The organism is Geothrix campi, assembly GCF_024609265.1.
GTDB classification, from domain to species: domain Bacteria; phylum Acidobacteriota; class Holophagae; order Holophagales; family Holophagaceae; genus Geothrix; species Geothrix campi.
This window is the reverse complement of sequence record NZ_JANHMP010000001.1, coordinates 102,903-125,992: the sequence shown is the minus strand read 5'-3', so window position 1 is coordinate 125,992 and position 23,090 is coordinate 102,903. Positions and strand designations below refer to the sequence as shown.

Genomic DNA, 23,090 nt, shown 5'->3' with positions numbered 1-23,090 from the left:
ACGATCAGGGTCAATCTGCTCGCGGGGGGCGGCCGTTGAGACCAGCCGGTCAGCCCGCGCTACCCACGGCCTGGCGCGCCATGGCCTTCGCGAGGGCCTGCTCCAGATCCGCCCACAGGTCCTCGGGGCTTTCCAGTCCCACCGAGAGGCGCATGAGGGACTGGGAGATGCCGGAGTGCTCGCGGGCCTCGGCGTTTACCACGCGATGCGTGAGCGCGGCCGGATGCTGGATGAGCGTGTCCACGCTGCCCAGGGACACGGCGGGCGTCATGAGCTTCACTTCGGCCATCACCACGCTGGCGGCCTCGAAACCACCCTTCAGCTCGAAGGCCATGAGCGACCCGGGACCCTTCATCTGACGACCCACAAGGCCCTTGGGATCCTGGCCGGGCAGGCCCGGGAAGTGGACGGCGGAGACGGCGGGATGCTGGGCCAGCCGCTCGGCGATCACCTGGGCACCCGCCTGCTGGGCGCGCACGCGCAGGGGCAGCGTGGGCAGGCCACGATGCAGCAGGTAGGCCGCCAGCGGGTGCAGCACATTGCCCGTGATGACGCGGACCTTGCGCAATTCCGTGGCCCAGTCGTTGTTGGTGGCCACCAGGCCCGCCAGCACATCGCCGTGGCCGCCCAGGAACTTCGTGGCGCTGTGGAGGACCAGGGTCACGCCGTGCTTGATGGGATTCTGCAGAATGGGCGTGGCGAAGGTGTTGTCCACCAGCACGGGCACCTTGCCCGCCTGGCGCACCACGTCGTCCAAGTCCACCATCGCGAGGGTCGGGTTGGCAGGCGTCTCCACGATGACCATGGCCGTATCCGGCCGGATCGCCGCGGTGATGCCGCCGGCCTCGGCCCAGGTCACTTCGAGGCCGAGCAGACCCGAAGCCAGCAGGTGGTCCGTGCCGCCATACAGGGGACGCACGGCCACCACGTGTCCACCCCGCTGCTTGGCCGCCATGAGGCAGGCGGTCACCGCCGCCATGCCGGAGCCGAAGGCCACGGCCTCCTCGGCGCCCTCCAGCTGGGCCAGGGCCTGCTCATAGCGGGCCACCGTGGGGTTGTAGAGCCGGGAGTAGACGGGACTTCCGATGGGCAGACCGCCCATGGCCATGGCCTCCAGGCTGCGGCCACCCTCGTCCAGATCCTGGAGAGGGTAGGTGCTGCTCAAGTCGATGGGCATGGCGTGGATGCCCTGCTCGTGCAACACCTCGCGGCCGGCGTGGACGGCCTGGGTCTCGATCGACGTGGAGGTGAGGGGCTTGGACATGGGGATGCTCCTGTCCACAATGTAGGTTTCAAAGATTCGCCAATCCCTCGAATTTATTTCGTGAAACAATGGCATTCATGAATCTGGACCGAATTGACTGCGACATTCTGACGCTCCTGCAGAAGGATGCTCGGCTATCCAACAAGGAACTGGCCGCGGCCGTGGGTCTGGCACCGTCGTCCTGCCTGGCGCGGGTGCAGCGCTTGCGTTCCGAGGGAGTCCTCCGGGGCGCCCATGCCGAAGTGGATCCCCAGGCCCTCGGCGTCGGCCTCCAGGCCCTCATCGCCGTGCAGTTGCGTCAGCACAGCCGCGCCCAGGTGAAGGCCTTCTGGAAGCACGCCCTGGGGCTGCCCGAGGTGCTGTCGGTGTTTCATGTGGCGGGGACCCACGACTTCCAGGTGCACGTGGCCGTGCGCGATGCCCACCACCTGCGCGACCTGGCCCTGGACGCCTTCACCACCCGCAGCGAGGTGGCCCACATCCAGACCAGCCTCATCTTCGAGTGGGCCAAGGGCCAGGTGATGCCGAACTACCGGGGCTGATCCAACGGCTCGGCGATCTGGGTCCCCCACTGCGTGACGGCCTCCACCACTTGGCGGAAGCCCTGCCCCTTGCAGGTGAGCTCGTACTCGACCCGCACGGGCGTGGTGGGCAGGACGCGCCGCACCAGCAGGCCCTGACACTCCAGTTCCTTCAGGCGAGCCGAGAGCACCTTCTCGCCGATGCCTTGCACCTTGGTGGCCAGTTCGTTGAAGCGCAGCGGCCCCTCCTGGAGAATCCACAGAATCTGGCCGGTCCAGGGCTTGCCCAGAAGGTCGATGGCCGTGCGAAAGCATCGGCAGCTGGCGGATTCGGGCATGTCCATGGGCTGATCCGGGACCCAGGATGGGTCGCCTTAAAACTATCCCAAAGAAAGCTGCTTGACAAGGGGAAGTGATAATCCCAATATTGCTTTCATAGGGAAATAGACTTCCCAAAGGAAAGCAAAAGCCGGACCAACCCGGCTCCCGATTCCCACCATCACCCGGACCCTGGCCCGGCGGGGTGGCTCGCCCAACCGCAGCCATCCAAGGAGTTTCCTATGCGTGCCGTGCTCGCGCTGGCCCTCGGCCTGTCCCTCCAGGCCCAGGACGAGCCCTACCCCGAAATGGGCCCCCTGCCCACCCGCAACATGTTCACCCTGCTTCAGGCCCCCATGACCTACCAGCCACAGGCGCCTCGTCCCATCGGGCCCGGCCAGTGGCAGCTGACCCTCACCCATGTGCGGGCCAATGTGTTCGAGTTCTCGAATCTGATCAAGGATCACCCGCCCGCCTGGTTCCAGGGCCGGCACCGCATGGATCGCGCCTCGCTGGAGGCCCTGGCCGCCGAATACCCCACGGCCCCCTTCGTCTTCTACTTCGACGAGGAGATCGCCCGGACCACCCTCCAGGTCCGCCGGGGGCTCACCGAGCGCACGGACATCTGGATGGAACTGCCCGTGGAAAGTCATGGCGGAGGGGACCTGGACGCCCCCATCGAAACCTTCCACAAGACCTTCGGTTTTGGCCAGTGGGGCCGTTCCGAGGTGGCGCGCAACCAGGCCGTGGTGGCCACGATCCGCTACGGGCGCCTGGACTTCGTGCGGGAAGGCGCCCAGCCCACCCGGATCCAGGACCCCCTGTTCGGCCTGGTCCACCTGATCCACCAGGGCGCCGCCACGGGGTTGAGCGCCACCTTCACCGTGAAACCGCCCCTGGTTCGCACCTACAGCTCGTTCAAATCCGGCTGGGACCTAGAGGGGGGGCTCAGCGGCTGGTGGCAGCCCAGCGCTACCCAGGTGATCTACGCCGGCGCCGCCTACACCCATCGGGGCCGGGGCAACGCCGCCTACAACCAGCTGGACTACACCTCGGACATCGGGGCCCACGTGACCTGGCAGGGGCGCCGAAACAGAATGGTCCAACCCTTCGTCCAGCTCTACTTCCTGAGCGGCTTCAGCACGCCCCAGCCCTTCGCCAAACTGCACGACGGCAGCCTTCAGCACGATCTCGGAATTCACGTCTACCTGAACGCGCAAACCACACTGACCTTCCGCTACGTCAACAACATCACCCACAACGAGAACACCGACGACGCTTCCTTCGCCGCCGGTCTCACCCACCGGTTCTGAGCGGTTTCCCGGCCCCCCTCAGAGCCTGGGGCCATCCTCCCCTACGGCCTCGCGGGCCAGGATCCGCTCGATGCGCCGGTCCGGCACCAGCCAGACGAGGGCGACCACCCAGTAGAGGGCGAAGCCGACCCAGCGGTTGGCGAAGGACAGGAGGATGGCGGTGGCATAGATCGCGATGGAGATCTTCCCCTTGAAGTCCGCACCCACCGCGGCCTCCAGCAGCGACCCCCTTCCGTGGTGGTGGATGAGGCACTGGCTCAGCAGGTAATAGGCCAGAGCGGCCATGAGCAGGACGACCCCGTAGACGGCCACGGGCCGGGCCGCGAAGTGGTTGCCCCCCATCCAGGCCGTGGCGAAAGGCACCAGGGAGAGCCAGAACAGCAGGTGTGTGTTGGCCCACAGGATCGGCCCGTTCACCTTTCTCGCCGCGTGGAGCATGTGGTGGTGGTTGTTCCAGTAGATGGCGATGTAGATGAAGCTCAGCGCATAGCCCGCGAAGGCCGGCAGGAGCGGTCTGAGGGCCGCGAAGGTATCGCCATGCGGCGCCCTCAACTCCAGCACCATGATCGTGAGGATGATGGCCAGCACGCCGTCACTGAAGGCTTCCAGCCGGTTCTTGCCCATGCTCGACCTCGACTCGCGATTGTTCCATGGCCCGAGGCGGATGGGTCAAGCCTTCAGGTGCTTCGCCGCCAGCCGCTGCAAGGTGCTGAAGCTGCGGAAGGTACCCCGCACGCCGAGGGCCCGCTCGAAAACCGCGTTGGAGAAGGTGGATTCGCTCTGCTTCATCTCACAGAGCCACCACACCTCGCGGCCGTTGGTTCGAAAGGCGTCCACCGCGGTGCCGAGGGTCTGGAGCTTCGTTTCCTGGGCCTCCGTGAGCGGCGCGGCGAGAAGGGCCACGTTCAATGCCTTGGCGGCGGACACCTCGGGCTCGCGGAAGGGACACTCCTGCAGCAGGGCAGCCAATTCCGCCTCTCCGCGGAGAAAGACCGCCACCTCGTAGCCCAGGGCTGCCTTCAAGCCCGCTTCGATGCGTCTGGAAAGGGCCGCCTCGGTCTCTGGGCTGGTCTCGAAGATCAGGTTGCCGCTGGCGATGAAGGTTTCCACGCCCCGCAGGCCGAAGCCCGCGAACAGCTCCCGCAGCCGTTCCATGGTGACCGCATGGCCACCGACATTGATGGCACGGAGGAAGGCGAAGGTTCGACTCACGGCCGATCCGCGGCCAACGCCCGGTCTGCCAGCCGCCCCAGGTCCCCGCTGCCCTGGCTGTTGGCCAGGCTCTTGGCCAGTGCCGTCAGCATGGCCTCCTGCACTGAAGGCGGCAAGTCGGGCAGCAGGTCGGCGGCGGCGGCCACGGCCAGCACCTGGTGGGCGTGGTTGAAGGTGGGATCGTCCTGGGCCGCGGCCTCGGCCAGGGCCGCCAGGGCGGCCTCCGCACGGCCGGCCCTCGCCAGCCCACCGGCATGGGCCATGGCCAGGGCCGGCTCGACGTCCAGCACCGCATCGGTCAGGGCCCCGGCCTCCGGCTCCCGGATGGTCGCGGCCCGCACCCGCTCCTCGGGTTCGTCCGTGGGAAAGAGGTTCACCAGGGCCGCGGCCTGGCACCAGATGCGCGGATCCGTGGGGCGAATGCGGGCCAGAGTGGCCAGGTAGACATAGGTCCAGGCGGTCTTGCCCTCGAGGTCGCGGCGGGCATCCAACTGTTTTTCGGAGGCGGCCAGCACCAGGGTCGCCAGCGTGTCCACCGCCCCCTGCCCGTCTTTCAGCCGCGCGGTGAAGCGGTCCAGCAAAGCCACCAGGCCCAAGTCGCACAGGTCACGCACCTGGAGATCCCACCCGGCGAGGTCCAGGGTGGCTGGCGTCCAGGGCACGGTCACCGCCGCGTCTCCCAGGCGCTTGGCCGCACGGCGGGCCCAGAAGGTGTCTTCCGGCGTGGCCGCCACCCAGGCCGCGAGGCCGAGCAGGCGCCGGCCGGTGGCCCTGGGGCGCTCCAGCCGCTCCTGAAGATCGCTGAGGTGATCACACATCACGGCCTTGTGGCCGACGGTGGCCATGTCCTCGTCCGTGAACCGGCGGAGACGTTGGAAATCCGCCACCTCCGGCCCTTCGAACCCCTGGACCTCCGCATAGGCCAGGCCGGGCCGGCGGGACTGGATGAAGGCCTCCAGGTTCGGCCAGTGGCCGCTGCCCTTGGCCGCCGACACCTGGGCCAGGACCTGGAGCGACCGGCGCCCTTCGTGGGCGGCCATGTGCAGCTGTGTGGCCAGGGCCCGATGAAAGCTCTTCTCGCTCAGCAGGGGCCGCAGGCGCAGCACCGACCGCAGGCCGAGGATGCCGTGCGGCACGTGGGGCAGGTAGGCCTCCCAGTCGATGCGGGGGATGAGGGTCTTCACCGCCTCCCGCACCCCGTCGCGCACGCCGTCCGGCTGGGTGAGCTGGGCCGAGAAGGCCTCGAAGAACCGCTCCGTCGGAGCCTCCAACTCCTGCTGCCAGCGGGGATCTGCCGTCATGCGCCCTCCAGGGGCAGGTTCCAGGCGGCGGCCACGAGGCGGGCCCAGTGGTGGTTCCAGGCGCGCTTCCACACGAGGCTGTCCGCCTTCATGTCGGCGGCCTCGAGGCGCTGGCGCAGGTCGGCTTTCAGCGCCTCGGCTGCAGGCCCCAGGGTCGCCTCGGCCAGGGCCAGCAGGTCGGCGCGGGCCTCCCGCTCCTGGTCGTGGTGCGCCAGGTAGCCCGCGGATTCCGGCGAGGGCGCGGCGGCTCGCAGACGCTGCCAAGCCTCGAAGGCGGCCTTGGCGGCTGGGTCGTCCTTCAGGGGCGCCTTCACCTGGGCCCAGCCCTTGCCCGCGTCCAACTCAGGGCCCGCCCGGACCACGGCTTCATGCAGCTTCACGGCCTTGGCCACGTCCCTGTCGAGGTGCTTGAGGGCCACGAAGGTGCGCGGTTTCTCGCGTTTTTCACGGCGATCGAAGAAGGCGTTGAGGGCTGACACCACCAGATCCATGGGCACGCCGCCGGCCTCCCAGGTCAGCACCTGGCGGTAGTCGTCGGTGCTGAGCAGGCCCGCGCGACCCCAAGCCCGGAAGGCCCACTCGCGCTCCAGCCAGTCCTTCTCCTCGCGGGTGTAGGGCATCAGGGCTTGACCGGGGCTTCCGGCACCAGCACCGTGCCGTCTTTCAACTGCAGGACGCCGTTCTCCCAGGCCAGGACCTCTTCGGGGACGATCTTGGCCTTGGCGAAGCCGCGCAATCGGAAGTAACCAGAGGCCAGGGTACGGCCTTTGCGATCCCAGATCTCCAGCTGCCAGAGAGTGCCCTGGTGCCCGCCGACATTGAGGAAGAGGCCCTCCTTGGCCTCGGCGCACCACATGGCCTCGGGAGGGACCGTGGCCGGGCGGGAGGGGATGCCGCGGCAGGCCATCAGACCACCCGCAAGGATGATTGTCGTCACCAGGATCGTCGAAGGTCGCGCCATGCCGACATTCTAACGTCTACCCGCTAGACTGGTGATCGAGGGGAAGATGGTCCTGATCCGAGAACAGATCCGATACAAGAGCCGCAAGGAAATCGAGAAGCTCCGCGAAGCCGGCCGCGTGGCCGCCAACGCCCTGCGCCTGGCCGCCCGCGCCGCCAAGCCCGGTGTGAGCCTCCTGGAGATCGACCGCGTGGCCGAAGCCTACATCCGCCAGCAGGGAGCCTCGCCCAGCTTCAAGGGCTACCACGGCTTCCCCGCCACCCTCTGCACCTCCGTGAATGACAAAGTGGTGCACGGCATACCGTCCAAGTACGTGCTCCAGGAAGGCGACATCATCTCCATCGACTGCGGCGCCAAGCTGGATGGCTACCACGGCGACACCTGCCTGACCGTGGGTGTGGGCCAGATCAGCGACGAGGCCCGGCGCCTCATCCAGACGGCTCAGCTGGCCATGTTCGTGGGCATCGAGCACTGCCGCCCCGGCGAACGCCTGGGCGACATGGCCACCGCCGTGCAGACCTTCGCCGAGGAGCGCGGCTACTCCGTGGTACGTGAGTACATCGGCCACGGCCTCGGGCGCGACCTGCACGAGGATCCGCAGGTGGTCTTCGCGGATCAGCGGCCCGGGACCGGCTTCCGCATGGAACCGGGCATGACCATCACCATCGAACCCATCCTCAACATCGGCAGCCACAAGTGCCTGGTGGAGCCCGATGGCTGGACTGTCCGCACCCGCGACGGCCAACTCTCCGCCCAGTTCGAGCACGACATCGCCATCACCAAGGACGGTCCGGAGATCCTGAGCATCCCCGATCCCGAATTCGAGCTGGAGGACGGGCTGTAGGGTAGCCCTCAGGTTCCATCCTTCAGTCCTCAGACGCGCGGGCTGAATCCGTGCGTATCCGAAAAACGCGAACGCGTTTTTCGCCTCACCCCTTCGCCCACCGCCTGATGGACTCCGGTAGTTCGAGGGGCGGTCCTTCGTACTCCATCTGGCGGAGCACCTCGGCCACGGGGACGTTGCCGTCCTTGCCCCTGAAGAGGGCCTTCACGACGCCTTCGGCAGCGAGGTCTCCGCCCCGCTTCAGGAACCGCTGCTCCAGGAAGACCCATTTCTCGTCCCAGCCCAGCAGACGAGTGTGCAGCTCGTAGGGTTCGAAGGGGGCGAGGCTGCGGCGGTAGCGCATGGTGATGCCGCCGACCAGCGGCTGCCAGCGGTTCCGCAGCATGACCCGGCCCAGCTTCGTACGGAAACTGAGGTCAAAACGGCCCAGGTCCATGATGCTTAGGAAGCGGCCATTGTTCATGTGGACGTTCACGTCCAGGTCATTGGGCCACACGCGGAAGCGCAGGACCGACGCCCCCAACGGCGCCAGCCCCGGGCGGAACCAGAGGGTGAGGAGCTTCCAGAGGGTGCGGAAGAACAGAACCATCCTCTGAGCCTAACGGATGGTTGCGCTACCTTGGAGCCATGGTTCTCGCGATCCAGGCTCCCGCCAAGCTCAACCGCTTTCTCGCCGTGCTTGGCCGGCGGGCGGACGGCTTCCATGAGCTGGAGCTGGTCACCACCGTGCTGGAGGGTGTGGCAGACCTGACTGACACGCTGGAGGGCGAGGCCGCGGCTGAATTGTCCCTCACCATCAGCGGCTCCACAGGCGGAGGCCTGGTGGCCGACGAATCCAATCTGGTGATCAAAGCCTGGCGCCTGCTGGAGGAGGCCGCCAAGCGCCCCCTGCCCGCGGCCCTGCGCCTGGAGAAGCGCATCCCCCATGGCGCCGGCCTCGGCGGCGGCAGCAGCGATGCGGCGGCCGCCCTGCGCCTCGGCAATCGGCTGTTCGGCCTGGGGCTGGATGAGCACGATCTGCTGCGCAAAGCCGCCCACCTGGGCAGCGATGTGCCGCTGTTCCTCCTGGGTGGCACCGTGCTGGGCCTCGGCCGCGGCGAGCGGGTGTTCCCCCTGCGCCCCGTGCCTCTGGAACCCATCCTCCTCGTCCATCCCGGCCTGCACGTGGGCACGCCCAGCGTGTACCGGGCCCTCCAGGACGTGGGCTACCCCTTTCCAGAGGCGCTGGCCTCCCAACCCGCCGGCACGGTCCCGCCTTGGCGCAACGACCTCACGGGCGCGGCCCTGTGGGTGTGTCCGCCCCTGGCGGAGGTGCGCGACGCCCTGCGCGACACCGGCGGCGAGCCCCTGCTCTGCGGTTCGGGCAGCTGCTGGGCGGCGCGCTATGCCAGCGTCCAGGCTCGGGACGCGGCGGCAACGCGGGTGTCCGGCCATCCCGGCTGGGGCGTCTGGCGCGTGTAAGATGACCGTTCTCGACTTGGGCGGAGGGCCTGCGTGGACGATCCCAGGGACAGCCACCCCCGCAAGATCCTGGTGATCCTGGGCCATCCCCGCCAGGAGAGCTTCTGCCAAGCCCTGGCCGAGGCCTACCTCGAAGGGGCCGAGGGCGCGGGCCTGCAGGTCCGGCGGTTGGCCCTGGCGGACCTCACCTTCGACCCGAATGTCGCGATGCCCTCGCCGCGGGATCAGCCCCTGGAGGAAGACCTGGTACGGGCCCAGGAGCTGATTCTCTGGGCGGACCACCTGGTCTTTGCCTATCCAGCCTGGTGGGGCACCATGCCCGCCCTGCTCAAGGGGTTTCTCGATCGGGTGCTCACGCCCGGATTCGCCTTCGAGGCCGGGCAGGAGGATCCCTCCACCTGGACGAAGCTCCTGAAGGGGCGTTCGGCCCACCTGTTGGTGACCATGGACACCCCGCCCTGGGTGTACCGCCTCGTCTACCGCCAGCCCGGCCACCAGGCCATGCGCCGGGCGACGCTAGGGTTCTGCGGCGTCGCCCCCACCTTCATCTCCACCTTCGGCCCCGTGCGGCCCTCCTCGCCGGAGCAGCGGGCCCGCTGGCTGGATCAGGCCCGCAAGGCACCCCTCCGCCTGGGGGACCGGCTCCGCCGTCACCAGGCCGGCCGTCGCGCCGGGGCCTGGCTCAGGCTCTTCCGCCTGCAGTTCTACCCCATGGCCTGGGTGGCCTACACCATCGGCGCCCTGGCGGCCTGGCGCCGCGGGGGAACCTTCTCTCCGCCACTCTATTGGCTGGGCTATCTCTGTCTCTTCCTGATGGAAGCCCTGACCGTGCTCAGCAACGAGTGGTTCGATCGGGACACGGACCGCCGCAATCGCAATGCCGGTCCCTTCAACGGCGGCAGCCGGGTGCTGGTGGAGGCCGAGCTGGCTCCGGAAAGTGTCCGCCGGGTGATGTTCGGCCTGGCCCTGCTGCTGGGCCTTGGCCTCCTGGCGCTGGCCATCATCCTCCCCCGAGCCTCTGGCCTGATTCCCTTGGTCATGGTCGGCCTGGCGGGGCTCGCGGTGGGTTACACCGTACCGCCCCTGCGGCTCATCTACCGCGGGCTGGGCGAGCTGGACGTGGGCCTCACCCATAGTTTCGCCGCGATCCTCGTCGGCGGCCTCCTCCAGTCCGGAGTCTGGCGGGATCCCTACCCCTGGCTCATCGGGGCACCCCTCTTCCTGGCCACCCTCGCCGCCATCACCTTGTCGGCCCTGCCGGACCATGAGGCCGACCGGGCCGCGTCCAAGCGGACGCTGGCGGTCCTCCTGGGCCGCCGGGGCGCCGCGCTGGCCGCCCTGGGGTTCGTGGCTGGCGCGGCCCTTTGCGGCGTGATCTGGCAGCGGCTGGGACTCTACGGAGGGCTCAGCGGATTGGCCGTCTTCCTGGCGATCCCCCACGGCTTTCTGCTGGCCCGCGCCATCCGCCGATACATGCGCGAAGGCGCGCCCTGCACCCGGATCAACGGGATCATGATCCTGGCCCTGACCTACAGCCTGTGGTTCGGCCTCATCCCCTTGGCACACCTGTCCTGAAGGTTGCCTGTCCCCACAGAGATCGAACCTGGGGCATGATGGTCGTTCCGGAGGTTTCCATGTCGGCTCCAGCCCTCCGCATCCGCGGACTGCGAAAAGCGTTCCCCAAGGTCGTCGCCGTGGACGGAGTCGAACTGGAAGTCGCCCGAGGCGAGGTGTTCGGCCTGCTGGGCCCCAACGGGGCGGGCAAGACCACCACCCTGGAGATCATCGAGGGCCTGACCGAAGCCGATGCGGGCGACATCGAGATCCTGGGCCTGACGTGGGCCAAACAGGGACAGGAGATCCGCTCCCGCATCGGCGTCCAGCTTCAGAGCACCAGCCTGTTCAACAAGATCACCCCGCGGGAGGCCTTGGACCTCTACGGCAGCTACTACCCCAAGCGCCGCAGCACCTTAGAGCTGCTGGACCTGGTGCAGCTCCAGGAGAAGGCCGACGCCTACCACATCACCCTCAGCGGCGGCCAGCAGCAGCGGCTGGCCCTGGCGCTGGCCCTGGTGAACGATCCGGAACTGGTGTTCCTCGACGAGCCCACCACGGGCCTCGACCCCCAGGCCCGCCGGAGCCTCTGGGACGTGGTGCGCCGCATGAAGGGCGAGGGTCGTACCGTCATGCTCACGACCCACTACATGGACGAGGCCGAGGCCCTCTGCGACCGGTTGGCCATCATGGATCATGGCAAGGTCATCGCCACGGGCACACCGGCTTCGCTGATCGCGGAGCTGGCCATTCCCAGCGTGGTGGAACTGACCTTCGAGGGCGCCGCCCCCGATGCGACGGCTTTCTCTGCCCGCCTGGACCAGGCCGTGGAGCGCCGCGGAGACCTCTGGGAAATTCCCACGCCGGATCCCAAGGCCCTGCTGCCGAGGTTGCTGGAGGCCGCTGAAGTCGCCGCCGTGCCTTTCCAGCAGGTCCACGTCCGACGAGCCACACTGGAGGACGTGTTCCTCCACCGCACCGGCCGCAGCCTGAGGGAGTGACGATGATGCTCTGGCGCCAGTTCGCGATGGAATGGCGGCTCTACAGCCGCGACCGGGTGGCCATGTTCTGGACCTTCGCCTTCCCGGTGATCCTGCTGCTCGGTTTCGGGACCATCTTCCGGGACGGCGGCGGGCCCAAGCTCTCCGTGGTCCGTGTGCAGGCCCCGGCCCCGGGCCCGCAGGATGCCGCCCTGGATCAGGCCCTGACGGACCTCCAACTCAAGGTCCAGGCCCTCCCGAAGGCCGAGGCCGAGGCCCGCTGGGCGAGGGGCGAGACCGCCGCCCAGGTGGAAACGGAGGGCACGGGCTACCGCCTGCGCCTGAACAGCTACCTGATGGCCCAGGCCGGTGCCACGGCCGGACTGGTGAACCAGGCGTGGCTGGTGGCCCAGGCGCGATTGAGCGGGGCGCCGGAACCCGGCCGCATCCCGATCACGGTGGAAAGCCCCGGCCGCAAGCACTCGGACAATTACGCATCATTCCTGCTGCCGGGCCTGCTGGGGTTGAACCTCGTCAGCATGGGCCTCTTCAGTGTCGGCATGGTGAACGTGTCCTACCGCGAGAAGGGCAAGTTCCGCCGGCTGGCCGTAACCCCCCTGCCCAAGTGGATCTTCCTGCTCGGCCAGGTGCTCCACCGGCTCACGGTCACCGTGGTCCAGGCCGCCATCCTGCTGCTGGTGGGCCGCCTGGTCTTCGGCATCCAGAACCAGGGCTCCTTCCTGGACCTGCTGCTCATCATGACCCTGGGCACCGGCTGCTTCATGGCCTTCGGCTTCGCCCTCAGCGGCTTCGCGGAAACCTCCGAGGGCTACGCCGCCATCTCGAATCTGGTGTTCTTCCCCCTGATGCTGCTCAGCGGCGTCTACTTCACCCTGGATTCGGCTCCGGCCTGGCTCCAGCATGCGGTGGCCGCCATGCCGCTGGCCCCCTTCCTCCGGGCCCTGCGGGCCGTGTTCAACGACGGGGGCACCCTGGCGGGACACGGGGTCGGGTTGGCCATCGTGGCGGCCTGGGGCTGCGCCGCCTTCGCCCTGGCGGTCCGCCGGTTCCGCTGGGCCTGATCTTCATCCAGAACTTGTGCCGAGAGGGTGGGAGGACCGATAACAGGTCCATGCACCCACCCAGGGAACCCCAGGACCCGGCTGAGGCCCTGGCCTTGGTGCGCCGCTACCTGCGGGCGACCTATCGCATCGCGGAAGCCGCCCTGAGGGCCACAGATCTGCAGGAACTGTACGGCCGGGTCCACGTCATCGTCCGTGATCTCATGCCGGCGGAGAACCTCTATTTCGCGCTCTGGGAACGGGCCTCGGGAACGGTTTCCTTCCCCTATTTCGTGGACACCCAGGATCCCGCCCCGAAACCCCGGAAACTCCGCAGGGGACTGACGGAGTATGTGCTGCGCACGGAGAAGCCCCTTCTCCTCGACCGGGAAGTCCTGAAAGCGCTGGAGGGCTCCGGCGAGGTGGAGCCGATCGGCACGGATTCCCTGGACTGGCTCGGGGCCCCCCTCGTGGGAACCGAAGGGGTGTTCGGGGTCCTGGCCATCCAGATCTATGAGGGAAACCGCCATTACACGCCGGAAGAACGGGACCTGCTCGTCTTCGTGTGTGGGCAGGTGGCCATGGCCATCGAGCGCCGGGCCGCCGAGGACGGTCTCAAGCTGAGCGAGGAGAAATTCTCCAAGGCCTTTCAGGCCAGTCCCGACGCCATCAACCTCACCCGCCTGGACGGGGCCCTGCTGGATGTCAACGAGGCCTTCACGCGCATGAGCGGTTGGACGCGGGAAGAGGCCCTGGGGCGGACGACCCTCGATCTGGGGCTCTGGGGCGATCTGGCGGAGCGGGACCGGGCCATGGATCTGATCCGGCGGAACGGCAGCTTCAACGATCTGGAGGCCTCCTTCCGGATGAAGGACGGCAGCCGCCGGACCGGGATTCTCTCCGGAACCATCATCCATGTGGATGGACAGCCCTGCATGTTGTCCATCACGAGGGACATCACGGAGCGCAAAGCTGTCGAAGCGGCCTTGCGGCGGAGCGAGGACAAGTTCTCGAGGGCCTTCCACGCAACCCCTGACGCCATCAACTTGAGCCGCCTGACGGATGGCACCTACCTGGACGTCAGCGAAGGCTTCACCCGCCTCACCGGGTGGACGCGGGAAGACGCCATCGGGCACTCCGCCCTGGACCTGGGGATCTGGGTCAACCCCGAGGACCGTGCCCGCGCCGTGGAACTCATCCGGAAATTCGGCGAATTCACGGGATTGGAGGCCACCTTTCGTCGCAAGGACGGGACCATCCTGACCGGTCTCATGTCGGGAAAGGTCATGGAGGTGGATGGCGCCCCGTGCCTGCTCTCCATCACCCGGGACATCACGGACCGCAAAGCCGCCGAGCAGGCGCTGCGCAGCGCCGAGCGGCGCATCAGGACGGTCCTCGCCTACTCCCAGGCCATCATCTACCAGCTGGATCCGGAGGGGCGTTTCATCCTGTCGGAAGGCCTGGGGCTCGCCAAGATCGGCCTGCGACCCGGAGAGATGGTGGGCCACTCCGTGTTCGATGGTCCTGGATGGGACCCGCTGGTGCTGATCCAGGTCCGACGGGCCCTGCAGGGACAGGCCTCCCGGGAAACAGCCCACCTCCGCGAGCGGATCTTCGACAACCTGCTCACACCTGTCTTTGATGACCACGGACACCTCGAATCCGTGATTGGCATCGCCACGGACATCACCGAGCGGCAGCGGGCCGAAGAAGAACTCCTGGCGGAGCGCGGCCTCTTCGTGGGAGGCCCGGTGATGGTCATCAAGTGGCGCGTGGCGGAAGGGTGGCCCGTGGACTACGTTTCGCCCAACATCCTGGCCATTCTCGGCTATGCGCCGGAGGATCTCGTCAGTGGCCGCGTCTCCTACAATTCGCTGGTGCATCCCGATGAAGTGGAGGCCATCCACAGCGCCGCGGCGGAATTCAAGGCGCAGGGCCTGAATCACTACGAGCAGCAGTACCGCCTCCGTACCGCAGCCGGTGAATACCGTTGGTTCTATGACTTCAGCACCGCGGTGGCCGGCCAGGGGTCGGATCCCGGCTACCACCTGGGCTACCTCCTGGACCTCACGGACCGCCGCCGGGCTGAAGAAGCCCTCCGCCAGTCCCAGAAGCTGGAGAGCCTGGGCGTGCTGGCGGGAGGCATCGCCCATGACTTCAACAACCTGCTCACCGTGGTGCTGGGCAACCTGAATCTCGCCCAGATCAAGCTTCCGGACGCCTCCCCCGTCCGGCCCTACCTCGCGAACATGGAGGCCACGGTCCTGCGTGCCACGGAGCTGACCAAGCAGATGCTGGCCTACTCCGGGCGCGGCCACTTCCAGGTGAGGCCCCACGACCTCAATGCCGTGGTGCGGGATCTCACCCACCTGCTGGAGGTGTCCATCTCGAAGAAGATCCGGCTCCAGCTCGACCTGGAGCCGGATCTTCCGGCCATCCAGGCGGACGCGGCCCAGTTCCAGCAGGTGGTCATGAACCTGGTCACCAATGCCTCCGACGCCATCGGCGACCACGAAGGCGCCATCCACCTCACCACCTCGGTCCAGGATCTCGATGCCCCGACCCTCCGGGACGAATACCGGCTGGATCTCCCCAAGCCCGGCCGCCACGTGATCCTTGAGGTCGAGGATACGGGCTGTGGCATGACGGCTGGCGTGATGGAGCGCATCTTCGATCCCTTTTTCACCACCAAGGCCACGGGCCGCGGCCTGGGGCTCTCCGCCATGCTGGGCATCCTGCGAGGGCACGGGGCCGGGCTGAACATCTCCAGCGAGGTGGGCCGGGGCAGCCGTTTCAGGCTCTGTTTCCCCGCCTCCACCGAGGCCACCCTGCCTGAACCACCCGCGGACCAGGTGCCCAGCCCCGCGCCCCTCCAGGGCCTCGTGCTGCTGGTGGACGATGAGGAACAGATCCGGGACGCCACCGGATTGGCGCTCGATGCACTCGGCTTCCGGGTCGTGACCGCACAGAACGGCCTTGAGGCCCTGGACCGCTTCCAGGAGCACCGGAAGGACCTGTGCCTGGTGATCATGGATCTCACCATGCCGCGCATGGACGGCCGGGAAGCCTTCCGGGCCATGCGGGGACTCGACCCGGCCATCCCGGTAGTACTCAGCAGCGGATTCACGGAGCAGGATTCCCTGCAGACCTTCCCGGACGGTGGGCCGGCGGGCTTTCTCCAGAAGCCCTACCAGATCAAGGACCTGAAGACCGCCATTCAGAGAGCCCTGGAAGGCTGAGCCAGATCCCAAGCTAAACTGGTCGGCTGGAGAACCTCATGCCGTCTTCCAAGCGCGCCAGGCTGGCCATCTTTCTCACCGTGTTCGTCGACCTGCTCGGCTTCGGCATCGTCATCCCGATCCTGCCCCTCTACGCCAAGGAGATCGCAGATCACCCAAGTGCCTGGATGGAGAGCGTCAACCACTTCCTGGGCCTCGGCGGAGCGGGCACCACGCCGGGCGCCTTCTGGGCGGGCGTGGGCTTCCTCAGCTTCAGCCTCATGCAGTTCATCGCTTCCCCCATCCTGGGCCGCACCTCTGACAAGATCGGGCGGAAGCCGGTGCTGTGGATGAGCCTGGTGGGCTCGGCCATCGGCTACCTGATGCTGGCCCTCACCAGCCGCTTCGAGTGGATGCTCGCCGCCCGGATCCTGGACGGCATCACCGGCGGCAACATCTCCGTGGCCCAGGCGGCCATGGCGGACAGCTCGGCCCCGGAGGAGCGCTCCAAGGCCATGGGCATGATCGGCGCCGCCTTCGGCCTGGGCTTCGTGCTGGGACCGGCCATGGCCGGCATCCTCAGCGGCAGCGTCTTCGGCCACCACCTGCTGGCGACCCGCGGCTGGCACCTGCCCTTCTTCGTGGCGGCAGGCCTCTCCCTGGCCGCCTCCCTCCTCGTGGCCCTGTGGGTGCCGGAGACCCTCGACAAGGAGGCGCAGGCCCGGTCCCGCGAAACCCGCGGCCACGCTCTGGTGAAGGCCTTCAAGCGCCCGGGCATGCCCCAGCTCCTGGGGGTGTCCATGCTCGCCATGGCGGGCTTCGCGATGATGGAAGGCACCTTCGCCCTGCTGGTCCACCAGGACTTTGATTTCCATCAGCGGGAGGTGGGCTACCTCTTCGCCGGCATCGGCATCCTCCTGGTGATCTACCAGGGCGGCCTCGTCCGGGTGGTGGCCAAGCGCATTCCCGAGCGGACGGCCCTCCTCACCGGCCTGGTACTCATGGGCCTGGCGCTGCCCATGATGCCGATGATGTCGGAGACCTTGCGCTTCTGGCCCTTCCTGCTCCTCCTCATCCCCCTCGCCTGGGGCAGCGGCATGGGCAACACCGCCGGCTCGGCGCTGGCCAGCCGCCTCACCCCACCGGAGGACCAGGGCAGCCTCTTCGGCGTGCTGAACGCCATGACCGGCCTGGGGCGCATCATCGGCCCGGCCGTGGGCACCTTCACCTTCGCCCGCTGGGGCGGGCAGACATCCTACACCGTGGCCGGGCTTACGCTGGCCTTGGCCCTCGGTCTCGCACTCACTCTTTCCCGCAAGGTGCCCGCATGATCCGCCTCGATGGACAGTCCCTCACCGCCCCCCTGCTGGCGCGCATCGCCGCCGGCGAGGGCGTCGCCCTGGACGCGGGCGCCCTGGCCCTGGTGGCCGAGAACCGGGCCGTGGTGGATCGCATCGTGACCGAGGGCCGCACGGTCTACGGCATCAACACGGGCTTCGGCCAGTTCGCCACCGTGGTCATCCCCCCCGACCAGCTCCAGCAGCTCCAGCTCAACTTGATCCGCAGCCATGCCGCCGGCGTGGGTGAGCCGCTGCCGAAGGACCAGACCCGCGCCCTCATGGCCGCCCGCATCAACTGCCTGTTGAAGGGCCACAGCGGCATCCGGCCCGAGCCCATCCATCTGCTGACGGAATGCCTGAACCGCGATGTGGTCCCGGTGGTGCCCAGCCAAGGCAGCGTGGGCGCCAGCGGCGACCTGGCCCCCCTGGCCCACATGGCGCTCCTGCTGGTAGGGGAAGGATTGGCCTGGGGCGGCGATGGGCCGATCCCTGGTGGTGACGCCCTGGCCAAGGCCGGGCTGAAGCCCGTGACTCTCCAGGCCAAGGAGGGTCTCGCCCTCATCAACGGCACGCAACTCATCACCTCCCTCGGCAACCTGGCGGTCGAGAAGTTCACCCGCCTGGCGGCCTTGGCCGACGAGATCTCAGGCCTCAGCCTGGAGGCCCTGCGTGGCACCCGCGCCGCCTTCGACCCGCGCATCCACACCGCGCGGCCCCATCCCGGCCAGATCGCCGTGGCCGAGCGCATGCGAGGAATCCTGGGCGAAGCCAGTGAGATCTCGGAAAGCCACAAGGATTGCCACCGCGTCCAGGACGCCTACAGCCTGCGCTGCATCCCCCAGGTCCACGGCGTGACCCGCGACGCGCTCCAGTTCGCGGGTGCCATCCTCGAGCGAGAACTCAACAGTGCCACGGATAACCCGATGATCTTCACAGACACTCAGGAGTCCCGTTCCGGTGGCAACTTCCATGGTCAGTACCCCGCTTTCGCCTGTGACGTGCTCGCCATTGCGGCGGCCGACCTGGCCAGCATCTCCGAGCGCCGCCAGGAGCGTCTGGTGAACCCGGCCTACAGCGACCTCCCCGCCTTCCTCACCCAGAATGGCGGGTTCGAGTCCGGGTTCATGATGGCCCACGTCACTTCCGCGGCCCTGGTCAGCGAGATGAAGGGTCTGGCGCATCCCGCCTGCGTGGACACCATCCCCACCAGCGCGGGCAAGGAAGACCACGTCAGCATGGGGCCCATCGCCGCCCGCAAGCTGCTGCGCGCCGTGGACGCCCTGGAGCAGGTACTGGCCATCGAGGCCCGCATGGCGCTCGAAGGACTCCGCATCATCGGACTGGCCCCCGCCACGGGTCTGCAGCCTCTGGTCCAGCGGCTGGCGGAGGCCTGCGCGCCCTGGACCGACCGTGCGATGTACGAAGAGCTCAACGCAACCCTCGGCGCCCTCCGGGCCCATCAGGAAGCCTGCCCATGAATCAGCCCACCCCCTGGCGGCCGGCCTGCGAACAAGCCCTGCGGAGTTTTTCGGACGCGGATGCGATCCGGGTCTGGGGCATCGGCCACGAGGTGGATGGCGTCTATCAGCCCATCTTCAACTACCGGTACGAACATACCTACGCCGCGGTGCTCCTGGCCCGCTGGCTGGCGCCCCTCGTGGGCGCGGACCTGGAGGTGGTCGAAGGCGCCGCCTGGCTGCATGACGTGGCCAAGCGTCTGAAGGATCCGCTGGGCAAGGACACCCACGCCCAGGATGCCTCGGCGCGAGTGACCGAAATTCTCGAAGGCACGGATTTCCCGCCCGAAAAAATCCCGGCCGTACGCCACGCCATCGAACATCACGTGGGCCTCAAGCTCACGAAGCGGCTGGAGCCCATCGAGACCGCCTGTCTCTGGGATTGCGACAAGCTCAGCAAGATCGGCGCAGCCAGCCTCATCCACTTCGGCTGCATCAGCGGCGCCTTCCAGCCCATCACCACGGCCGAGATCCTGCGCCGTGGCGAGGCCTGGCTGGAGCTGGCCCGGGGCATCACCGCCAGCTTCAACACTGCCCCCGCCCGGGAGGAGGGTCAGCGGCGCCTGGCCTTCCTGGAGGTCCACTACGCCCAACTGCGCAGGGAATGGTCCGACCCGATGAAGGCGACGCCCCCATGAGCGATGTCCTCCTGCTCGTCCAGAGCCTGGCCGTGGCCTTCCGGTCGCTGCAGATGTACACCACGGCCCACCCCCGCTCCAAGGATGCCGTGGCCGCGGCCTTCACCACCCTGCAGCAGCAGCTGGTGGAGCGTCCCCGAATCCAGTTCGTGGTCTCAGGAACGCGAGCCTTCTTCAACGGGGAGGCCCAGGACGACCGCAGCCCCCACCTCGCCGCCCTCGTCCGGCAGGTCACCGAGCGGGGCGTGAGCGGGTTCATCATCGAGCGCGGGGCCTCCCTGGACGAGTTCGCGGCCTTCCTGGAGGCCCTGGGAACGCGGCCGCCACGGGTCCAGGAGCTGGGTGGCCTGGAGAGCATGCTGCTGGCGGCGGGCGTGAAGCGCATCCAGATCACTCAGGTCCGCTACCAGGTGGTGCTGGAGGACGACGCATCCGAGGATGCCGGCCAGGAACTGAACCGCGCCCCGTCCGTCCAGGCCCCGCCCACGGAGGACCCGCTCGTGAAGGCGATCCGGGAGGCCCTCCTGTTCTCGCTGCCGCTGGGACTGGGCAGCGCGGCCGAGGCGGAAGGACACGGCCCCGGGGCCCCCGCCGACGACGAGTTGGCCTTCCTCCAGGACTTCCACCCCCTTCCCCTGGGGGGGCTCGGGGCCCTGGGAACCGAGCTGGGTTTCGGACCGGGCCAACCCTCCACCGACCAGGTCGACACGCTCAGCCAGGTGCTTTCGGGGCTCGGTCCGGGGACACTCCTCCGCTTGCTGGCCGGCCTCGGAACGCTCCCCCAGGATCCCGCCGGGCTCACCCTCGGCCTCCACGGGCTGGTGGGCGACCTGCTGCAGCGGGCGGTGGCCGGGTTGCTCGGCCAGGGGGCGGACTGGAGCCAGCTCGCAGGCCCCGTCCAGGCCATCCTGGACCTCCTGCCCGACCGGGACCAGGTCCGGGGTGGACTCGGTGACTTCCTGCGGGGCCAGGGGCACGACCCGAGCAAGATCGGCCTCCTCCTGCGGCGCGTCACCTGGGAGGACCTCAGCCTCGAGGCCCGGCTCGTGAAGATCCTCGAGGAGGGCTGCCTCTTCGATCTCACGCTGGAGGAGCGCCTGGCCTTCCTGAGGGAGCTCCTGGACCTCGGGCGGATCGATGACTTTGTCCGAGTGCAGGAGCTGCTCCTGGATGCCCTCCGCCAGGAGCGCCTGCTCCGCCTGTCATCCGCCCAGACGCTGGCGGGGATCGCCCGATGGGCCCACGCGCCAGAGTTCCCCCCGTACATCGAGGGCCCGCTGGCCGAGGGCCTGAAGGCCAACTTCCCTTGGGAGCCCGATCCCCCGGTCCACCACTGGACCACGGAAGCGCTGGAAACCCTCCTCCGCGCCCACGTCAGCCGTGGCGACCTCAACCGGGTCATCTCCGATGTCCGGGAACTGGAGGGTGCCTGCGCCTTCCTCGACCATCCCCAGCCCTGGCGGCAGGAAGCCTACGACCGGCTCCTGCAGGCCCTCCGCCGGCCCGGCCTCCTCGACGAGGTGGTGGCCCACCTCCAAGGCATGGACCGCGCCCACCTTGCCTCGGAGGCCTTCCCGTTCCTCGAGTTCATCGGCGTCCCCATGGTCCACCACCTCATGGCCTGCCTGGGCCGGGAGGAGGACCGGGTGAAGCGGGGTCGGCTGGTGGAAGCCATCCGCCAGATGGGTCCGGCGGCCCTCCCACCCATCCTGCAGGCGCTGGAATCGCCAACCTGGTACCTGGTGCGGAACGCCCTGAACCTGCTCACCGACATCGGCGATGCCGGCCTCCTCAGCACCATCGCACCTCTGCTACGGCACCCGGAACCGCGGGTCCGCCGGGTGGCCATCCGCTCCCTGTGGCGGCTGTGCGGTCCCGCCTCCGAGCCCTACCTCATCCCCCGGATGAAGGAGACCGATCCGGGCGCACTGGAGGAGGTCCTGTTCGCCCTGGGCCAGCTCAAGTCCGTGGCCGGGCTGCCCGCCATCGCCGAGTTCGCGCAGGACCGCCGTGCCCAGGAGAAGCTGCGGATCAAGGCCATCGAAACCCTCGGCGCCATCGGCTCCCCGGAGGCCCAGGCCCCCCTGACGGAACTGGTGCGGCGCAGGGGATTCTTCACCGGCACGGAATCGTCTCCCATCCGGCTGGCAGCCGCTCGGGCTCTCGCGGACCTGGGGACGCCCGCCGCCATGACACTCCTGAGAACCGTCCTCGAAGCGGAACCGCGGGGCGAGTTCCGCGAGGCTCTGATCGGACTGAAGGGCCTGGCCTGAGGGATCCCCCAGGCGCCGCGGGCGTGACGGACATCACAGGACATGCGAAAATCAGGGCCTTCGCGGAGCGCCCATGTCCCTGGTCCACCTTGATCCTGGAAAGCAGGCGCCTGAGATCGTCAACGCCATCGTCGAGATCCCCACGGGATCCCGCATCAAGTACGAGATCGACCACCACACGGGCCTGGTCCACGTGGACCGGGTGCTGTTCTCCCCCTTCCACTACCCGGCCGAGTACGGCTTCATCCCCGGCACCCTGGCCGACGACGGCGATCCCGCCGACATCCTGGTGCTCATCAACGGCTCCACCTACCCCGGCGTGGTGATCCGCGCCCGGCCCATCGCCCTGCTGCGCATGACCGACGACAAGGGCCACGATGCCAAGATCCTCGCCGTGGCCACGGACGATCCCACTTACGCCCACGTGACTTCACGCAGCGACCTGCCCCCGCATTTCCTTCTCGAGGTGGAGCACTTCTTCCTCACCTACAAGGACCTCGAGCGCAAGAGCGTCGCCAGTGACGGTTGGGGGGGCAAGGACGAGGCCCATGCCTTCGTGCGTGCCTCCATCGACGCCTTCAACAAGCAGAAGAAGAAGTAGCGGCCGATGGCTTCGCCAGAGGCTCATGGCCTCGTGTGCTTCGACCTGGATGGCACCCTGGTGGATCCCCTGTTGGGGGTCCAGAACTGCGTGCGGAAGACCTGCAGAACCTTCGATCTGCCCATGCCGGACGAGGCCACGATCCGCGCCTGGATCGGCTTCGGCATGCGCGAAGCCCTGGCCACCCTCAAAGGCCTGGAGGACCCGGGCCGACTGGAGGAGGCCCTGGATTTCTACTGGGAGCGCTACCGGGAGGACGGGGTCTTCGAACATGAACTGTACCCCGGCGTCTTCCATCTGCTGCACCGCCTCAAGCGCCAAGGCCACCGCATCTACATCGTGTCCGCCAAACCCAGCCTCTTCGCCCGGCGCATCGCCTACCAGTTCGACCTCAACCTCATCTTCGACGACATCTTCGGCAGCACGCTGAAGGGTCGGTGGCAGCCGAAGACCGAGGTGGTGGCCGGCCTGGTGCAGCGGGGGACCATCCGGCCCGGTGGGGTGTTCATCGGCGACCGGGGGGTGGACATGGAAGCCGCCCGCGACCACGGCCTGGAGGCCATCGGCGTGGGCTGGGGCTATGGCAGCCACGCGGAACTGCTCGCTGCGGGGGCGGAGCGGATCTTCGACACCGTGCCGGAGCTGGATGGTTGGCTGCGCATCCGCTTCCCCCAGGCCGAAGTGTTCGACGCCTTCAGCCGTTCGGAGTAGGC

At 68.2% G+C, this 23,090-nt stretch carries 22 protein-coding genes; 14 read left to right on the top strand and 8 right to left on the bottom strand.

What is annotated here, in order from left to right; all coding sequences use genetic code 11:
* Nucleotides 1–49 precede the first annotated feature (49 nt).
* Nucleotides 50–1,264, bottom strand: coding sequence for a trans-sulfuration enzyme family protein (locus NOV65_RS00600; protein WP_257303299.1), 1,215 nt, complete (start codon nucleotides 1,262–1,264; stop codon nucleotides 50–52).
* Between the two features lie 77 nt (nucleotides 1,265–1,341).
* Here NOV65_RS00600 and NOV65_RS00595 point away from each other — a divergent pair, with 77 nt between their 5' ends.
* Nucleotides 1,342–1,806: an Lrp/AsnC family transcriptional regulator gene (locus NOV65_RS00595; protein ID WP_257303298.1), complete on the top strand. Its 465-nt coding sequence runs from the start codon at nucleotides 1,342–1,344 to the stop codon at nucleotides 1,804–1,806.
* Here NOV65_RS00595 and NOV65_RS00590 read toward each other — a convergent pair.
* Nucleotides 1,794–2,129 carry a winged helix-turn-helix transcriptional regulator gene (locus NOV65_RS00590; RefSeq protein WP_257303297.1) on the bottom strand — a complete coding sequence of 112 codons (336 nt, stop codon included), beginning with the start codon at nucleotides 2,127–2,129 and terminating at the stop codon, nucleotides 1,794–1,796. The two genes, NOV65_RS00595 and NOV65_RS00590, sit on opposite strands and share 13 nt — an antisense overlap.
* A 216-nt stretch (nucleotides 2,130–2,345) precedes the next feature.
* Here NOV65_RS00590 and NOV65_RS00585 point away from each other — a divergent pair, with 216 nt between their 5' ends.
* Nucleotides 2,346–3,416 carry a DUF3187 family protein gene (locus NOV65_RS00585; RefSeq protein WP_257303296.1) on the top strand — a complete coding sequence of 357 codons (1,071 nt, stop codon included), beginning with the start codon at nucleotides 2,346–2,348 and terminating at the stop codon, nucleotides 3,414–3,416.
* An 18-nt stretch (nucleotides 3,417–3,434) separates the two neighbouring features.
* Here the strand turns inward: NOV65_RS00585 and NOV65_RS00580 are convergent, their stop codons facing one another.
* The 5 genes from NOV65_RS00580 to NOV65_RS00560 are packed head-to-tail and all read right to left on the bottom strand — an operon-like array spanning nucleotide 3,435 to nucleotide 6,890.
* Nucleotides 3,435–4,040 carry a TMEM175 family protein gene (locus tag NOV65_RS00580; protein ID WP_257303295.1) on the bottom strand — a complete coding sequence of 202 codons (606 nt, stop codon included), beginning with the start codon at nucleotides 4,038–4,040 and terminating at the stop codon, nucleotides 3,435–3,437.
* Nucleotides 4,041–4,085: 45 nt separating this feature from the next.
* Nucleotides 4,086–4,628, bottom strand: a complete 543-nt coding sequence (locus tag NOV65_RS00575; protein ID WP_257303294.1) for a DUF1697 domain-containing protein — start codon at nucleotides 4,626–4,628, stop codon at nucleotides 4,086–4,088.
* Nucleotides 4,625–5,929 (bottom strand): hypothetical protein, encoded by a 1,305-nt coding sequence (locus NOV65_RS00570; RefSeq protein ID WP_257303293.1) that lies wholly within the window; start codon nucleotides 5,927–5,929, stop codon nucleotides 4,625–4,627. Before NOV65_RS00570 ends, NOV65_RS00575 begins: the two co-directional genes overlap by 4 nt.
* Nucleotides 5,926–6,549, bottom strand: coding sequence for a hypothetical protein (locus tag NOV65_RS00565; RefSeq protein ID WP_257303291.1), 624 nt, complete (start codon nucleotides 6,547–6,549; stop codon nucleotides 5,926–5,928). Before NOV65_RS00565 ends, NOV65_RS00570 begins: the two co-directional genes overlap by 4 nt.
* The gene (locus tag NOV65_RS00560; RefSeq protein WP_257303289.1) at nucleotides 6,549–6,890 is read right to left on the bottom strand and encodes a hypothetical protein; all 342 of its coding nucleotides are present in this window, start codon (nucleotides 6,888–6,890) and stop codon (nucleotides 6,549–6,551) included. The genes NOV65_RS00565 and NOV65_RS00560 overlap by 1 nt, the downstream gene beginning before the upstream one ends.
* Nucleotides 6,891–6,936: 46 nt before the next feature.
* Here NOV65_RS00560 and map point away from each other — a divergent pair, with 46 nt between their 5' ends.
* On the top strand, nucleotides 6,937–7,734 hold the full coding sequence (gene map, locus NOV65_RS00555) for a type I methionyl aminopeptidase (RefSeq protein WP_257303287.1): 798 nt from the start codon (nucleotides 6,937–6,939) through the stop codon (nucleotides 7,732–7,734).
* A gap of 85 nt (nucleotides 7,735–7,819) precedes the next feature.
* On the opposite strand, the gene NOV65_RS00550 is transcribed toward map, so the two are convergent.
* Entirely contained in the window at nucleotides 7,820–8,323 is a 504-nt protein-coding gene (locus NOV65_RS00550; protein ID WP_257303285.1) for a thioesterase family protein, read from the bottom strand.
* Between the two features lie 38 nt (nucleotides 8,324–8,361).
* Here NOV65_RS00550 and ispE point away from each other — a divergent pair, with 38 nt between their 5' ends.
* From ispE to NOV65_RS00495, 11 genes are all read left to right on the top strand, one after another.
* Nucleotides 8,362–9,195 carry a 4-(cytidine 5'-diphospho)-2-C-methyl-D-erythritol kinase gene (ispE, locus tag NOV65_RS00545; protein WP_257303283.1) on the top strand — a complete coding sequence of 278 codons (834 nt, stop codon included), beginning with the start codon at nucleotides 8,362–8,364 and terminating at the stop codon, nucleotides 9,193–9,195.
* A 33-nt stretch (nucleotides 9,196–9,228) separates the two neighbouring features.
* Nucleotides 9,229–10,770, top strand: a complete 1,542-nt coding sequence (locus NOV65_RS00540; protein WP_257303280.1) for an NAD(P)H-dependent oxidoreductase — start codon at nucleotides 9,229–9,231, stop codon at nucleotides 10,768–10,770.
* A 59-nt stretch (nucleotides 10,771–10,829) separates the two neighbouring features.
* On the top strand, nucleotides 10,830–11,750 hold the full coding sequence (locus NOV65_RS00535) for an ABC transporter ATP-binding protein (protein ID WP_257303278.1): 921 nt from the start codon (nucleotides 10,830–10,832) through the stop codon (nucleotides 11,748–11,750).
* Nucleotides 11,751–11,752: 2 nt separating this feature from the next.
* On the top strand, nucleotides 11,753–12,811 hold the full coding sequence (locus tag NOV65_RS00530; protein WP_257303277.1) for an ABC transporter permease: 1,059 nt from the start codon (nucleotides 11,753–11,755) through the stop codon (nucleotides 12,809–12,811).
* 50 nt (nucleotides 12,812–12,861) lie between these two features.
* The gene (locus NOV65_RS00525) at nucleotides 12,862–16,029 is read left to right on the top strand and encodes a PAS domain S-box protein (protein ID WP_257303275.1); all 3,168 of its coding nucleotides are present in this window, start codon (nucleotides 12,862–12,864) and stop codon (nucleotides 16,027–16,029) included.
* Between the two features lie 38 nt (nucleotides 16,030–16,067).
* Nucleotides 16,068–17,339, top strand: coding sequence for an MFS transporter (locus tag NOV65_RS00520; RefSeq protein WP_257303274.1), 1,272 nt, complete (start codon nucleotides 16,068–16,070; stop codon nucleotides 17,337–17,339).
* Nucleotides 17,336–18,826: a histidine ammonia-lyase gene (hutH, locus tag NOV65_RS00515; protein WP_257303272.1), complete on the top strand. Its 1,491-nt coding sequence runs from the start codon at nucleotides 17,336–17,338 to the stop codon at nucleotides 18,824–18,826. Before NOV65_RS00520 ends, hutH begins: the two co-directional genes overlap by 4 nt.
* Complete coding sequence (locus NOV65_RS00510) at nucleotides 18,823–19,503, top strand: HD domain-containing protein (protein ID WP_257303269.1); 681 nt, start codon at nucleotides 18,823–18,825, stop codon at nucleotides 19,501–19,503. The genes hutH and NOV65_RS00510 overlap by 4 nt, the downstream gene beginning before the upstream one ends.
* Nucleotides 19,500–21,776 carry a HEAT repeat domain-containing protein gene (locus NOV65_RS00505; protein ID WP_257303267.1) on the top strand — a complete coding sequence of 759 codons (2,277 nt, stop codon included), beginning with the start codon at nucleotides 19,500–19,502 and terminating at the stop codon, nucleotides 21,774–21,776. Before NOV65_RS00510 ends, NOV65_RS00505 begins: the two co-directional genes overlap by 4 nt.
* A gap of 73 nt (nucleotides 21,777–21,849) precedes the next feature.
* The gene (locus NOV65_RS00500) at nucleotides 21,850–22,377 is read left to right on the top strand and encodes an inorganic diphosphatase (protein WP_257303265.1); all 528 of its coding nucleotides are present in this window, start codon (nucleotides 21,850–21,852) and stop codon (nucleotides 22,375–22,377) included.
* A gap of 6 nt (nucleotides 22,378–22,383) precedes the next feature.
* Nucleotides 22,384–23,088 (top strand): HAD hydrolase-like protein, encoded by a 705-nt coding sequence (locus NOV65_RS00495; protein ID WP_257303263.1) that lies wholly within the window; start codon nucleotides 22,384–22,386, stop codon nucleotides 23,086–23,088.
* The last annotated feature ends 2 nt before the right edge of the window (nucleotides 23,089–23,090 follow it).

Excerpts from the sequence above, each read along its gene's own strand:
- NOV65_RS00600 (WP_257303299.1), bottom strand. The coding sequence starts at position 1,264 with ATGTCCAAGCCCCTCACCTCCACGTCGATCGAGACCCAGGCCGTCCAC.
- NOV65_RS00595 (WP_257303298.1), top strand. The coding sequence starts at position 1,342 with ATGAATCTGGACCGAATTGACTGCGACATTCTGACGCTCCTGCAGAAG.
- NOV65_RS00590 (WP_257303297.1), bottom strand. The coding sequence starts at position 2,129 with ATGGACATGCCCGAATCCGCCAGCTGCCGATGCTTTCGCACGGCCATC.
- NOV65_RS00585 (WP_257303296.1), top strand. The coding sequence starts at position 2,346 with ATGCGTGCCGTGCTCGCGCTGGCCCTCGGCCTGTCCCTCCAGGCCCAG.
- NOV65_RS00580 (WP_257303295.1), bottom strand. The coding sequence starts at position 4,040 with ATGGGCAAGAACCGGCTGGAAGCCTTCAGTGACGGCGTGCTGGCCATC.
- NOV65_RS00570 (WP_257303293.1), bottom strand. The coding sequence starts at position 5,929 with ATGACGGCAGATCCCCGCTGGCAGCAGGAGTTGGAGGCTCCGACGGAG.
- NOV65_RS00565 (WP_257303291.1), bottom strand. The coding sequence starts at position 6,549 with ATGCCCTACACCCGCGAGGAGAAGGACTGGCTGGAGCGCGAGTGGGCC.
- NOV65_RS00560 (WP_257303289.1), bottom strand. The coding sequence starts at position 6,890 with ATGGCGCGACCTTCGACGATCCTGGTGACGACAATCATCCTTGCGGGT.
- map (WP_257303287.1), top strand. The coding sequence starts at position 6,937 with ATGGTCCTGATCCGAGAACAGATCCGATACAAGAGCCGCAAGGAAATC.
- NOV65_RS00550 (WP_257303285.1), bottom strand. The coding sequence starts at position 8,323 with ATGGTTCTGTTCTTCCGCACCCTCTGGAAGCTCCTCACCCTCTGGTTC.
- ispE (WP_257303283.1), top strand. The coding sequence starts at position 8,362 with ATGGTTCTCGCGATCCAGGCTCCCGCCAAGCTCAACCGCTTTCTCGCC.
- NOV65_RS00535 (WP_257303278.1), top strand. The coding sequence starts at position 10,830 with ATGTCGGCTCCAGCCCTCCGCATCCGCGGACTGCGAAAAGCGTTCCCC.
- NOV65_RS00530 (WP_257303277.1), top strand. The coding sequence starts at position 11,753 with ATGATGCTCTGGCGCCAGTTCGCGATGGAATGGCGGCTCTACAGCCGC.
- NOV65_RS00525 (WP_257303275.1), top strand. The coding sequence starts at position 12,862 with ATGCACCCACCCAGGGAACCCCAGGACCCGGCTGAGGCCCTGGCCTTG.
- NOV65_RS00520 (WP_257303274.1), top strand. The coding sequence starts at position 16,068 with ATGCCGTCTTCCAAGCGCGCCAGGCTGGCCATCTTTCTCACCGTGTTC.
- hutH (WP_257303272.1), top strand. The coding sequence starts at position 17,336 with ATGATCCGCCTCGATGGACAGTCCCTCACCGCCCCCCTGCTGGCGCGC.
- NOV65_RS00510 (WP_257303269.1), top strand. The coding sequence starts at position 18,823 with ATGAATCAGCCCACCCCCTGGCGGCCGGCCTGCGAACAAGCCCTGCGG.
- NOV65_RS00505 (WP_257303267.1), top strand. The coding sequence starts at position 19,500 with ATGAGCGATGTCCTCCTGCTCGTCCAGAGCCTGGCCGTGGCCTTCCGG.
- NOV65_RS00500 (WP_257303265.1), top strand. The coding sequence starts at position 21,850 with ATGTCCCTGGTCCACCTTGATCCTGGAAAGCAGGCGCCTGAGATCGTC.
- NOV65_RS00495 (WP_257303263.1), top strand. The coding sequence starts at position 22,384 with ATGGCTTCGCCAGAGGCTCATGGCCTCGTGTGCTTCGACCTGGATGGC.